At 72.8% G+C, this 13,215-nt stretch carries 11 protein-coding genes; all 11 read right to left on the reverse strand.

Annotated elements, in window-relative coordinates; all coding sequences use genetic code 11:
• Position 1 precedes the first annotated feature (1 nt).
• Positions 2 to 940, reverse strand: coding sequence for a nitroreductase family protein (locus tag VIL67_RS04535; RefSeq protein ID WP_332047650.1), 939 nt, complete (start codon positions 938 to 940; stop codon positions 2 to 4).
• On the reverse strand, positions 937 to 2,049 hold the full coding sequence (locus tag VIL67_RS04540; protein ID WP_332047651.1) for a GNAT family N-acetyltransferase: 1,113 nt from the start codon (positions 2,047 to 2,049) through the stop codon (positions 937 to 939). Before VIL67_RS04540 ends, VIL67_RS04535 begins: the two co-directional genes overlap by 4 nt.
• Positions 2,046 to 3,164: a hypothetical protein gene (locus VIL67_RS04545; protein ID WP_332047652.1), complete on the reverse strand. Its 1,119-nt coding sequence runs from the start codon at positions 3,162 to 3,164 to the stop codon at positions 2,046 to 2,048. The genes VIL67_RS04540 and VIL67_RS04545 overlap by 4 nt, the downstream gene beginning before the upstream one ends.
• Positions 3,164 to 4,045, reverse strand: a complete 882-nt coding sequence (locus VIL67_RS04550) for a HesA/MoeB/ThiF family protein (protein WP_332047653.1) — start codon at positions 4,043 to 4,045, stop codon at positions 3,164 to 3,166. The genes VIL67_RS04545 and VIL67_RS04550 overlap by 1 nt, the downstream gene beginning before the upstream one ends.
• Complete coding sequence (locus VIL67_RS04555; protein ID WP_332047654.1) at positions 4,042 to 4,953, reverse strand: hypothetical protein; 912 nt, start codon at positions 4,951 to 4,953, stop codon at positions 4,042 to 4,044. Before VIL67_RS04555 ends, VIL67_RS04550 begins: the two co-directional genes overlap by 4 nt.
• A 35-nt stretch (positions 4,954 to 4,988) precedes the next feature.
• The gene (locus VIL67_RS04560) at positions 4,989 to 5,480 is read right to left on the reverse strand and encodes a DUF2939 domain-containing protein (protein WP_332047655.1); all 492 of its coding nucleotides are present in this window, start codon (positions 5,478 to 5,480) and stop codon (positions 4,989 to 4,991) included.
• Positions 5,481 to 5,921: 441 nt separating this feature from the next.
• A complete protein-coding gene (infB, locus tag VIL67_RS04565; protein ID WP_332047656.1) occupies positions 5,922 to 8,978 on the reverse strand; it encodes a translation initiation factor IF-2 in 3,057 nt (1,018 codons plus the stop codon).
• 86 nt (positions 8,979 to 9,064) lie between these two features.
• Positions 9,065 to 9,694, reverse strand: a complete 630-nt coding sequence (locus VIL67_RS04570) for an RNA-binding protein (protein WP_332047657.1) — start codon at positions 9,692 to 9,694, stop codon at positions 9,065 to 9,067.
• Between the two features lie 133 nt (positions 9,695 to 9,827).
• Positions 9,828 to 11,564, reverse strand: a complete 1,737-nt coding sequence (gene nusA / locus VIL67_RS04575; protein ID WP_332047658.1) for a transcription termination factor NusA — start codon at positions 11,562 to 11,564, stop codon at positions 9,828 to 9,830.
• 14 nt (positions 11,565 to 11,578) lie between these two features.
• Complete coding sequence (gene rimP / locus VIL67_RS04580) at positions 11,579 to 12,133, reverse strand: ribosome maturation factor RimP (RefSeq protein WP_332047659.1); 555 nt, start codon at positions 12,131 to 12,133, stop codon at positions 11,579 to 11,581.
• A gap of 163 nt (positions 12,134 to 12,296) precedes the next feature.
• Positions 12,297 to 13,076, reverse strand: coding sequence for a 4-hydroxy-tetrahydrodipicolinate reductase (dapB, locus tag VIL67_RS04585; RefSeq protein ID WP_332047988.1), 780 nt, complete (start codon positions 13,074 to 13,076; stop codon positions 12,297 to 12,299).
• Between the last annotated feature and the right edge of the window lie 139 nt (positions 13,077 to 13,215).

Here is a 13,215-nt window from a genome sequence, read left to right on the forward strand (position 1 = left end):
CTCAGACGATCAGCTCGTCCACCGGCAGCCGGGCGGGCGCTGCTGGCTCGCCGTCCGGAACGCCCATCCGCATCACGGTGACCACCCGCTCGTGCGGGGGGAGGCCGATCAGTTGGGCCACCTCCGCGGCGGCCTGCGGGTCGTCGCCGAGCACGGTCATTGGCGCGGCCGCGAGGCCCAACCGGGTGATCTCCAGCCAGGCCCGGTGCCAGCGCCGGCCCATGGCGAAGGGGGGTTCGTCCCGCGCCGCCGTCAGCACGCCCAGCGCGCAGGCCGAGCGCACGACCGCCGCCTCGCCCGCCAGCGCTGGGCCGAGGCCCAGCCGGTCCAGGGCCTCGAAGACGCCCGGACGCAGGGCCACCGCGGCTCCGGCGGCTGCGAGCGGCGACATCGACATCGCCTCGGCGTTCAGCCCGTCGCGGCTCCAGTCCGGATGCCGCCGCGACAGGCGCATCCAGGCCAGCAGCTCCGCGCGGAAATCCCGCCGCCGGAAGCTCCTCAGGCTGGCGGCGTCGTTCAGCCGGGCGAGGTGGGCGATGCGTCCCGGGTCGGTCACCAGCATAAGGCCGGCGAGCGCCGCCGGCGGCGGGGTCGGGCGGAAGCCGCCACGCCAGGTGCGCCGCGTGGTCAGGAAGGCGGCCAGGGGGTCGGGTTCGGCGCCCGGGCGGACCGTCAGCCGAGCCACCGCGTCGGGCGGATGGTCCACGTCCACCGCCAGCCCGTGCAGCGACGCCGCCAAGGCGAAGCCCTCCACCGCCGCTCCGTGGCTCGCCAGGGCGTCGCGCCCGGTCGGGTCGCCGGCGGGCAGCCGCCGATCGGCGGCGTCAAGGACCGAGACCGCGCCATCCGGCTCCAACCGCCAGCGGGTGGGCTGGACGTTGTGGACGTTGGGCGAGAAGCGCGCAGCGGCCACCAGCTCTCGCAAGAGCACCGGCGTCATGCCACGTCCTTCCGGTAGAGGTGCAGCCGGTGCAGCCGGCGGGCCCCTAGCTTCTCCACCTGCCTAAGGCTGGCGGCGTTCACGTCGCCGATCCAGGTGATCCCGCAGGTGCGGTAGCCCCGCTGCTTCAGGGCCCAGACCACCCGCTCCAGCATGGCGGCGTTGATCCCCTGGCCATGCAGGGCCCGCTTCACCGAATAGAGGATGATCACGGCGCGGTCGCGGCGCAGCCGATGGCGCAGGAAGTGGATCGGCGCCGTCCAGCCCATCCGGCCGCCTGTGGCCTTCACGAACGGGTTGAGGTCGGGGATGCAGATAATCACCCCGACCGGCTCCCCGCGCCGGTGGACGACGGCGGCGACCTCGGGATCGAGGATCCACATCATCTCGCCGGCCTGGAAGGCGAACTCCTCGGCGCTCAGCGGCACGAACATGGGATTGTCCATGAAGCCGTCGTTGAGGCACGCGCGGGCCTCCTCGAAGCGCCGGGCGAAGTCGCGGCGGCGGATCGGGGCGAAGGACCAGTCGCCGCCGGCCAGCACCTCGCCCGACCGGTCGTTCCGCAGGGCCGCCGGGTCCGCGCTGGCGACGTCGAACTCCCAGGTGGACATCGGGAAGAACGGCGCGAAGCCGCAGGCCTCCAGCAGCCGAGGCGTGTGCGGCGGGTTCCAGACCATGTCGGTATAGGGCGCGCGGTCGAAGCCGCCGGTCACCACGCCGATCTGCTGCATGGCCGTCAGGTTGAAGGCGCCGGCCAGCTCGGCGCAGCCCTGGTCGCGGGCGAAGCCTTCCGCGCGGTCCAGGAGCGCGCGGGCCGCTTCGAGGTCGTCGGCCACGTCGAAGTAGCCGAAGTAACCCCGGGACAGGCCGTGGCGGACGTTGGACGCCGGATGGACGTGGGCGGTGATCCGGCCGACAGGCCGGCCGTCGCGGTGGGCGGTGAAGAAGCGTAGGGCGCCGCCGCCGGTGAGGAGCGGGTTCTTCTGCGGGTCGAGGTAGCGGGCGAGGTCCGACCGCATGGGGGTGACATAGGGGCTGGCCTCGCCGTAGGCCTCGAACGGGGCGCGGAAGAAGGCGTCGAAGTCGCCCTCGCGGATCGTCAGGGTCATGGGCCGCTCCGCGCGGCCCGGGCGGCCAGGCGCTGGAAGACCAGCAGCTCGGCCTCGTCGTCGCCGGCTCGGGTGGCGCCGGTGGCGATCAGGGCCAGGCGCAGGGGGGCGGCGGAGACCAGGGCCGCGTGGGTGGCCGCGTGGCGGGTCATGAGGTCGAGAAGCTGTTCGCGGGCGTCAGCGTCGAGGTCGGGCAGGCGGGCGGCGGCGACGACGGGGAATCTGGCGAAGGCGCGGCGCAGGGCCTCGGCGTCGTACTCACCCAGCGCGTCGCCCTCGAGGAGGGCGAGGTCGGCCAGGGCCGGGTGGCGGGCGGCGTCGGCGACGAAGGCGGCGAGGCCTGCGTCAGACGCGGACGCAAGGGTGCGCAGCAGGGTCTGGCGGCGGTCCTCGCGGCCGCCGGCCTGCAGGCGCAGGAGGACGGCCAACGCCCCCAGGGCCGAGAGGCAGATGGCGAGGCGGGGGAGGTCGGGCGCGCCGGCGGCGAGGCCCGCGGCCAGGAGGAGGGCGACGCCGAGCACGGCGGCCATGCCGGCGGGGCGGGCGCCGGCCGCGGCGTAGGCGAGAGCCAGCGCGCCCAGGCCGCTCAGGCCCACGGGGGCGAGGTCGCCGAAGTCGGTGGCGGCGAGCAGGGCGACGGCGAGGAGCGCGCCGGAGATGGCGTCGAGGGTGGCGTTCTCGGCGGCGGCCAGACTGCGCCGATCGCGGGTGAGGACCAGCAGCCAGATGGCCGCGAAGGCGCCCACCACATAGGCCATCAGGGCGAGCCCCCGCCAGTCGCCGCCCGGCAGCAGCGGGGCGACAGTGGCGACGCCGGCGCCCACGAGCACAGCGAGTTTCAGGAGCTTCGGCGCGTGGCGGCGCAGCAAGGCCTCCGCCAGGACCAGGGCGCCCAGCGGCAGCACGCCCGCGATCATCAGGCTCGCCGTCTCGTAGTGCGGTTGCAACGTCGCGTACCACAGGGCGCGGACGGCGTAGAACAGCCCCGCCAGCAGGAAGACGAAGCGCAGTCGCGCCCGGACCGGGCTGCGGCCGGGGCCGACCCGCAGGGCGTAGGCCAGCAGGGCAAGGGCCGCGAAGCCGTCCACCAGGGCCTGGGCGAGGCGTGGGTCCATCAGGCGAGCAGCTTGGCCATGTAGCGGCGGACCATAGCCGCCCGCGCCGCAGCCAGCGGCGCCGGCAGGGGGCGCTCCACCTTCAGTTCGTAGGGATTGAAGAACCAGCCGCGGCAGTCGGTGCGGCTCTTGCGCTCCATGGCCAGGGACAGCGCCTCATAGGCCATCAGGCAGCCGGTGGTGATCACCATCGGCGCAAAGCTCATCCGCTTGCGGGTCCCAGCCGCCATCTCCGCCGCCATCTGCACGTCCACGTGGCGGTGAGAGGAGGAGTGGGTGAGGACGTATTCGATCTCCCTCATGAAGGCCGCGCGGGCCTCCTCGTCGGTCACCTCGCGCCAGCCCTTGTGGCGGGTGGGATAGCCCAGGCGTTCTTCGGGCCGCGGGTCCTTCGGCGAGACGCGGGTGACGCTGGGCAGGGGCGCGGCGTAGGCGTCGATGACGGTGGCGCCGGCGGCCCGAGCGGTCCGGTAGAGGTGAAGGGTGGCGGGGATGTCGTCGCAGCCGTTGACGATGATCTTGCAGCGGGCCGCGATGTCCGGCAGCCGCTCGGTCCAGTCGCCGCCCAGCACCTCCAGCTCGATCTCGGGATTGATCCGCCGCAGCGCCTCGGCGGTGGCTTCGGCCTTGCCACGGCCCACGGTCGTCAGGTCGGCGAACACCTGCCGGTTCAGGTTCGACACCTCGAAGGCGTCGATGTCGGCGATGATCAGCCGGCCGACGCCGGCCCGCGCCAGGGCCTGCACGCACGCCCCGCCCATGCCGCCGACGCCGGCGACGAACACCTGGGCGGCGCGCAGCTTCGCCTGCTCCGCCTCGCTGACGAAGCCCAGGTTGCGGGTGGTGAACTCGCGGTAGTCGAAGACGGGCGGGAAGGTCATTTGGCGCGCCAGGGCCTCAGGATTCCGTAGGGCTGGTCGTCGGCCAGCCAGTGGACCACCGGCAGGACGGCGGTGCGGACGAGGCTCAGGCCGGCCATGGCCGCCAGTCCCAGGCCGGTGGCGGGCGGCGCCACCCGGGCGGCGTAGCGGGCGGCCGCCTGCATGTCGATCCGGCCGATCTGCAGCACGTCGTCTCCGCGGCCGTAGTCGAGTTCGCGGGCGCAGAAGTCGTTGAACTGGCCGCGGCGATGCTTGGGCGCGGCCTCGAAGCTCTTCTTCAGGGCGTCCGAGCCGCCGGTGTAGGCGTCGGTGATCACGAAGCGCTGCTCGTCGAAACCAGCCTCGGCGCCCACTCCGAACACATGCCGGTGGCGCGCCATGATCTGGCGGGCGAGCAGCAGGTGGTCGAAGGAGCGGCGCGCGCCGCCAGCCGGGAAGACGTCGGAGAAGGTCTCGGCGACCATGCCCACAACGGCCGGCACCTGGGTCACGCTGGAGAGCCACAGGGGGCGCCCCTGGCGCTCGAGGAAGAGCAGCATGCAGGTGAGGCCGTAGAGGGTGGCGGACAGGCCCCGGCTGCGCACCGTGGGGTCGACCATGACGAGGCCCAGGTGCAGCACCTCCAGGGGCTGGCCACGCAGCTCGGCGTCCATAAGGGTCAACACGTTGAAGGCGATGGGCCGCCTGGTGCGCCGCTCGTAGACGACGGTCACCACCGTGTCCTGCAGCCGGGCGGGATCGCCGCCGAGGACGCCGTAGTCCAGTTCGCCGGCCGGTAGGGTGGCGGCGGCGACGGCCCGCAGGTCGGCCATCAGGGCGGACGCCTCGGCCGGCGGCAGGGTGCGGCCGGGGCGCTCGACGATCCGCGTCGCAAGCCCCCGCCCCACGGCCATCCTCACGTCGAGCATCGCGCCTCCCGTGGGGGAGCTTAGCGGCGGAATTGTTAAATGCGGAGTTCCGACAGCCCGCCCTCGAAGCCGGTGAGCTTCCAGGTCCCTTCCACCTTGGTGAAGGTGAGCAGGCAGGGCCCGCCCTTGCTGCGCGTGGCGCAGACGCGGCCGTCGGGCAGCGGCTTCAGGGCCTGGGAGATCACCACCGGATTGGGGATCTTGGTCTGCGGCGTGTAGCCGTAGCGCTCGGCCACCAAGCGGAAGACCTGCGGCTGGACCAGGGTCTCGCCGGCCAGCTCGGCCAGGCCCGGGGCGAGCGCCGCCGCGATGCCGGAGAAGCGCGGGTCGCGCCGGCCCTCGGCGACCAGGCGGGCCTGGATCTCCCGCTTCAGGGCGCGGCGGTCCACGTGGGCGTCGAAGGTCGCCGTGTCGTTGTCGCGGATCGACACCAGCAGGGCGTGCACGTCGTTGGCGGCGTCCAGCTTCTCGACGGTGGCGCAGGCGGAGAGCGCCAGGGCGGCGGCGGCGAGGACGGCGATGCGCATGGGCGGCTCCGTGGGCGTTGCGGGGCTAGATAGTGGAGAAACGCGGCGGCGGCGAGGCTGGCCCCTGCCTCCCCTGCGCCCGCACATGATCGTCATGGCCGGGCTTGTCCCGGCCACCCATGAACACCGGATCGTGCCGGCAAAGCGCGAGCGGCGCGGCAGCGCCCATCCGGCGGCGCCGAGATCCATGGGTCCCCGGGACAAGCCCGGGGATGACGTTCACTGGGGGCGACGGAGGCGGGCTTGACCGCAGGCCGCGCGCGTTGGCGATTCTGGGAGCGCACTGCGTGGGGCTGCCCCCTCCACCCTCGGCTCTACGGCCTGCGGCCTCGGCCGACGGTCCCCCTCCCCCGTTCGCTGCCGCTCACGTGGGAGGCAGGCAAAGAAAAAGCCCTCCGCGGTTTCCCGGGGAGGGCTCGTTCCTGTGGGGCCTTGGCGGCGCTAGAGCGTGCGCTTGACCTCTTCGAGGGTGAAGCACTCGATGACGTCGCCGGCCTTGATGTCCTGGAAGCCGAAGTGCATGCCGCACTCCTGGCCCACCGGCACCTCGTTGACCTCGTCCTTGAAGCGCTTGAGCGTCTGCAGGGTGCCGAGTTCGAGGACCACCACGTCCTGGCGGATGATCCGGACCCGGGCGCCCTTGCGGACCACGCCCTCGGTGACCCGGCAACCGGCCACGCGGCCCACCTTGGTGATGTCGAAGACCTGAAGGACTTCGGCGTTGCCCAGGAAGGTTTCGCGCTGGATCGGCGCCAGCATGCCCGAGAGCACGCCTTTGATGTCGTCGATCAGGTCGTAGATGATCGCGTAATACCTGATTTCGACGCCTTCGCGTTCCGCCAGGTCCCGCGCCTGCTTGGACGCACGGACGTTGAAGCCGAGGATCGGGGCGCCTGCGCCCTTGGCCAGCAGCACGTCGCTTTCGCTGATCGCGCCGGCGCCCGACAGGATGATCCGCGCGCGGACCTCGTCGGTGCCGAGCTTGTCCAGCGAGCCCACGATCGCTTCCGCCGAGCCCTGCACGTCGGCCTTGATGATGACCGGCAGCTCGGAGACCTTCTTGTCCGCGAGCCGGGCCATCATGTCGGCCAGCGAGGCGCCGGCGATCGGCGAGCCCGTCTTCTCGCGCTTCACGCGGACACGGTACTCGGTCAGCTCGCGGGCGCGGGCCTCGTTCTCCACCACCGCGAACGGCTCGCCCGGATCGGGCGTGCCGTCGAGGCCCAGGATCTCCACCGGGGTGGAGGGGGTGGCCGCGGTCAGCTGCTCGTTGCGTTCGTTCAGCAGGGCGCGCACCCGGCCCCAGTTGGAGCCCGCCACGACGATGTCGCCGCGCTTGAGCGTGCCGCGCTTGACCAGCACGGTGGCCACGGCGCCGCGGCCCTTGTCGAGCTTGGACTCGATGACCACGCCGTCGGCGGTGCGATCCGGGTTGGCCTTCAGGTCGAGGATTTCGGCCTGCACCAGCACGTTCTCGATCAGGTCGTCGAGGCCCATCTTCTGGGTCGCGGAGACCTCCACCGCCTGGGTTTCGCCGCCCAGGCTTTCCACGACGATCTCGTGCTGCAGCAGCTCGTTGATCACGCGGGTCGGGTTGGCGTCCGGCTTGTCGATCTTGTTGATCGCCACGATGATCGGCGCGCCGGCCGCCTTGGCGTGGTGGATCGCCTCGATCGTCTGGGGCATCACGCCGTCGTCGGCCGCCACCACCAGGATGACGATGTCGGTGATGTTGGCGCCGCGGGCGCGCATCGCCGAGAACGCGGCGTGGCCGGGCGTGTCGAGGAAGGTGACCCGCTGGCCGTTCTCCAGGCGGACCTGGTAGGCGCCGATGTGCTGGGTGATGCCGCCGTGCTCTCCGGCCACCACGTCCGTGGCGCGCAGCGCGTCGAGCAGCGAGGTCTTGCCGTGGTCGACGTGGCCCATGACCGTGACCACCGGGGGCCGCGGCTCCAGGTGATCGTCCACGTCCTCGCCGCCGATGAAGCCCTCTTCGACGTCGGCTTCGGACACGCGCTTCACGGTGTGGCCGAACTCGGTGGCCACCAGCTCGGCGGTGTCGTTGTCGATGACGTCGTTGATCTTCAGCATCACGCCCTGACGCATCAGGAACTTGATGACCTCGACCCCGCGGGTCGCCATCCGGTTGGCGAGCTCGCCGACGGTGATGACGTCGGGGATGACCACTTCGCGGGCCACGCGGGCCTGCTCCTGGACGCCGCCGCGGCGCTTCTCGCGCTCACGTTCGCGGGCCCGGCGCACCGAGGCCAGCGAGCGCATCCGCTCGGCGCCATCGGCGTCCCCGGCCACGGCCTGGATGGTCAGGCGGCCTTCGCGGCGGTTCGGCGCGCCCTTGGCGCGGCTGATCGCCTTGCCCGGGCCGGCGTCGCGGCGACGGTCGTCCTCGTCCGGGCGCCGGTCCATGCTGGCCGCGCCGGGGCGCGGGGCCTGACGGGCGGCGCGCTGGATCTCGGGGGTCGGCGGCGGCGCAGCCGGGCCGATGCGAGGACCGCGCGGGCCGCCGGGGCCACGGGCCCCGTCGCGGGGGCCGGCCGGGCGCGGCGCGAGCGCCGAATAGCGGACCGTGCCGCCTTCCGGACGCGGGGCGCCGCCCTGCGGGCGGTCGCCACGCGGCGGACCGCGGTCGTCGTCCCGGCGCGGCGGGCGCGGGCCACGGTCGTCGTCACGACGCGGGGCGCGCTGGTTGAAGGTCGCGCCTTCGTAGCGGCTGCCGGCGGCGGGACGCTCGGGGCGGTAGGTGGTGGTGCTGGCCCGGTCGTCACGGCGATCCGGCGACGGCTGGTAGGTGCGGGTCTGGCCGGACATCGGCCGGCCGGCGTCGCCGGTCGGGCGCGGCGGCTGGGCCGGGGCGGCCGGGCGCGGGGCCTGGGCGGCCGCAGGCGGCGCAGACGGGGCCGGTGCGGCCGGACGGGGCGCGGCGGGCGTCGGGGCCACGGGCGCGGCGGCGGTGGGCTCGGCCGGCGCGGCGGGCGGAGCCGCAGGCTGGGCCGGCGCGGCCGGCTGGGCCTGGGCGGCCTGAGCCGCGGCCTGGGCGGCCTGTTCGGCGGCCCGGGCGCGGGCGGCGGCTTCCTGTTCGGCGCGGGCGCGCTCCTCGCGGGCGCGGCGCTCGGCTTCCTGACGGGCCTGCTGCTGGCGGGCCAGCTCGATGGCCCGGGCGCGCGCGGCGCGCTCCTCGGCCGACAGGCCGTCGCCGGCGCCGCCGGACGGACCCTGCGGACGCGGCGCGGACGGGCCGCCCTGCGGTCCGCGGTTGTCGAACACCCGCTTCTCGGCGGACGACGGCGCGGCCAGGTTGCCGCCGCCCGGCGCGTGGGTGCGCGGGCGCTTGGTCTCGACGACCACCGTCTTGGAACGGCCGTGGCTGAAGCTCTGCTTCACCGTGCCGGCGCTGACCGATCCGGCCCCGCGGGGCTTAAGGGTCAGGGGCTGGCGTCCGCCCGGGGCGGAGGGTCGGCCGTTGTTGTTCTCGTCGCTCATGCGCTCGCTTTACTCACCGGCCGGCGGATCCGGCCTATCGGATAATCGAATAGAGGCGCCCGGGGCTGTCGCCGGCCCCGTTCACCTCAAGGCTCCTCGCGCCAACTCTCAGGAAGGAGCGGACTGAAACCCGCCAGCCGGTGGACATCCTGGGCCCAACGATCGGCGGCTCGCCCCGCAAGGAAGGCGGTGTGTATCACATTCTCCAGCCCCAAGGCCAAACCCAATTCGGCCGAGGTGAAGAGGCCGAGCACGCCAGGGGGCGGAGACTGCCTGCGGGCTTGCGCCCAGATCTTGCGCCGGCCGTCGTGGGCGCCGTCGGACGCCTCGATAAGCCAGGCGGCCTTGCCGGACGAAATCGCGGACACGACCTTCTCGAACCCCGAGGTAAGGTCGCCGGCCTTCCGCGCAAGGCCCAGGGCGGCGAGAATCCGCCGCCTGAGGAGGATTTCCACCTGGTCGGCGAGGTCGGGCGGCGCCTGCAGCTTGGCCTTGGCGGCCCGGGAGAAGAGGCCCTTGCGGGCGGCCGTCTCGACCGACGCGCGATCGGCGGCGACCCACAGGCCACGGCCGGGCAGCTTGCGCGCCAGATCCGGGACCACCAGCCCGTCCGGCCCGGCCACGAACCGGATCAGCCCCGCCTCGTCCCGCACCTCGCCCGACACGATGTCCCGCCGCTCACGCGACGCCTGGGCGTGGGTCTTGGCTTCACTCATGACCGCTCCGCCAATCGGCGATGAACCACGGAATACACGGACGACACGGAAAGGCTTGGACCTGACGTTGTGTGGCCGGGACCTCTCTCTCCGTGTCTTCCGTGGTTGTCATCCGATGCCGCTCCGCGGCGGCTTAGGCGTCGCGGGACTCGCCGAGCATTTCGGCTTCGGCGACGGCTTCGGGGCTGGGCTCCTCGCCGTCGGCGAAGGCTTCGCCCTCGAGGGACTCGGCGCCTTCGGCGTCTTCCTCGGCCTCTTCCACCGGCGGGGCCTCGACCCAGCCCATGGCGACGCGCGCGCGCATGATCAGCGTCTCGGCGTCCTGCGGGTCCAGGCCGAAGGACTCGAGGATGCCCGCCTCGCGGACCCGCTCGCCGTTGCGGGTCTCGAACCAGCCGCGCAGGTCGTCAGGCACCAGGCCGGCGAAGTCCTCGACGGTCTTGATGCCGCCCTCGCCGAGGGCCACCGCCATGGGCAGGGTGACGCCCTCGATTTCCAGCACCGCGTCCTCGACGCCGAGTTCGCGGCGCTTGCCGTCGTATTCCGCGGCTTCCTTCTCGAGGTAGTCGCGGGCGCGGGCCTGGATCTCCTCGGCGGTGTCCTCGTCGAAGCCTTCGATGGCGGCCACTTCGGAGGAGTCCACGTAGGCCACGTCCTCGACGGTGGCGAAGCCCTCGGTGACCAGCAGCTGGGCGATGACCTCGTCCACGTCCAGGGCTTCCTGGAACAGGGCCGTGCGCTCGGTGAACTCGCGCTGGCGGCGCTCGCTCTCCTGGCTCTCGGTCATGATGTCGATCTGCCAGCCGGACAGCTGGGAGGCCAGGCGGACGTTCTGGCCGCGGCGGCCGATGGCCAGCGACAGCTGCTCGTCGGGCACCACCACCTCGACGCGCTCGTCCTCCTCGTCCATCACCACCTTGGACACTTCCGCCGGGGCCAGGGCGTTGACGATGAAGGTCGCCTCGTCCGGGCTCCACTGGATGATGTCGATCTTCTCGCCCTGCAGCTCGGCGACGACGGCCTGAACCCGGCTGCCGCGCATGCCCACGCAGGCGCCGACCGGGTCGATGGAGCTGTCGTTGGAGACCACCGCCATCTTGGCGCGGCTGCCCGGGTCGCGGGCCACGGCGCGGATCTCGATGACGCCATCGTAGACCTCCGGCACTTCCTGGGCGAACAGCTTGGCCATGAAGCCGCCGTGGGCCCGCGAAAGCAGGATCTGCGGCCCCTTGGTCTCGCGGCGGACGTCGTAGATGTAGCAGCGGATCCGGTCGCCGATGTTGAAGTTCTCGCGCGGGATCGACTGGTCGCGGCGCATGATGCCCTCGCCGCGGCCCAGGTCGACGACGACGTTGCCGTATTCGACGCGCTTGACCGTGCCGTTGACGATCTCGCCGACGCGGTCCTTGTACTCCTCGTACTGGCGCTCGCGCTCGGCCTCGCGGACCTTCCCGGTGACCACCTGGCGGGCCATCTGGGTCTGCACCCGGCCGAACTCGAAGGGCGGCAGGACCTCCTCGTAAGTCTTGCCCACGAAGGCGTCCTTGTCGGTGCGAAGCGCATCGCGCAGGCGCATGATGCCGGCCGGCTCTTCGGCCGGGACCTCCGCGCCGTCCTCGCCCTCGACCATGCCGAAGGTGGCGTCGTCGGCCACGACGGTGACCACGCGCTTGACGACCGTCTCGCCGGTCTTGGGGTCGATGCGCACGCGGATGTCGTGCTCGGCCCCGTAGCGGGCGCGGGCGCCCTTCTGGATGGCTTCCTCGATCGCCTCGATGACGATCTCCTTGTCGATCGACTTCTCGCGGGCGACCGCCTCGGCGATCTGGAGGAGTTCAAGCCGGTTGGCGGAAATACCGGTCAGGCTCATTCGTGCGAGTCCTTCTACTCGGAAGTCTGTTGGTCAGTGTCTTGTTCGGCGGCGAGGCGCGCGGCGCGGATCTCCGCGCCCCGCTTCATCAGCTCGTCGCTGAGCACCAGCTTGGCCTCGATGATCCAGGCGAAGGGCACCAGCGCCGTCTCTTCCTCGCCGTCCAGGTCGATGGCGACGTTGTCGCCCTCCACCCCGGCCAGGATGCCGCGGAAACGCTTGCGGCCCTCGGCCAGGCGATCGAGCTCGAGGCGGGCCTCGTAGCCTTCGAAGGTCTCGAAGTCCTTCATCCGGGTGAGCGGGCGGTCGACGCCGGGGGAGGAGACCTCCAGCAGGTATTCGCCGGAGATCGGGTCGGCGGCGTCCATGACCTCGGAGATGGCGCGCGACAGCCGGGCGCAGTCCTCGACGTTCATGTCCCCGTCGGAGGGGCGCTCGGCCATGATCTGCAGGCGGCGCTGCTCCTTGCCGCTCATCAGCCGCAGGCGCACGATGTCGTAGCCCGCCGCCTCGGCCACGGGGTCGAGCAGCTCCAGGAGCCTTGCGTCTTCGGCGGTCTTCCCGCGCATCTCTTCCGCCGTCCTCCGGCAAACAAAAAAGCGGCCGGGCCGGAGCCCGCCGCTTGAAAGCGCCATCCAGCGCGATCAGCGATGTGTTCTGACGGGGAATATAGGGGAAGACGGAAGTGTTGTCAGCCCCCTTGGCGAGGCCGGGCCGACGCGCGCCGGGCGGCTAGGTGGCCTTGGGGAAGCCCAGGACGTCCTGCATGTCGTAGTGGCCAGGCGGACGGCCGGCGACCCACTTGGCGGCCGCAAGCGCCCCTCGGGCGAAGAGGGTCCGGTCGCGCGCCGAGTGCGACAGGGTGAGGATCTCGTCCTCGGCGGCGAAGGTCACCGCGTGCTCGCCGACGATGCCGCCGCCGCGGGCGACCGCGAAGCCGATTTCGCCGTCCGGGCGAGGTCCGGTGAGGCCGTCGCGGGCGCGGCGGGCGGCCTCCGACAGCCTGACGCCGCGACCCTGCGCCGCGGCCTCGCCGAGCATCAGCGCGGTGCCGGAGGGGGCGTCCACCTTGCGGCGGTGGTGGGCCTCGAACACCTCGATGTCCCAGTCGGCGGCGGGCAAGGCGGCGGCGGCCTGGCGGACCAGACCCATCAGCATGTTGACGCCCAGGGAGAAGTTGCCGGCCCGTACGATGGCGATTCGACACGCCGCCTCGTCGATCTGGCGCAGCTCCTCGTCGGAAAAGCCGGTCGAGCCGATCACCAGGGCGGGGCCGCCGCGCGCCGCGCAGGCGGCGGCGAGCTCCGCCGAGGCGGCGGGGGCGGTGAAGTCGATCGCCGCCTGGGCGGCGGCCAGCGCCTGCGCCCGGGGGACGATCCCCTCGCCGGCCACCCCCTCGCGCTCGAAGCGGGCGGCGAGCGCGACGGCCGGGTCGGCCTCAGCCACGGCGGCCACGGCGCGGCCCATGCGGCCGTTGGCGCCGGCGATGGCGATGCGGAGCGGCTCGGTCAGGGCGATCTCTCCCGCGGGCGAAGCAAGGGGGCGCAGTCTCCCCACGCGGCGGGCGCGGTCAATGGGCGGCGCCCGAACGCCGAAAACGGGCGCGGACGCCGTCGAGAACGACGTCTGCGGGCGCAGGGCGGCGCTAAGC

It is taken from the genome of Phenylobacterium sp., assembly GCF_036563385.1.
Taxonomy (GTDB): domain Bacteria; phylum Pseudomonadota; class Alphaproteobacteria; order Caulobacterales; family Caulobacteraceae; genus Phenylobacterium.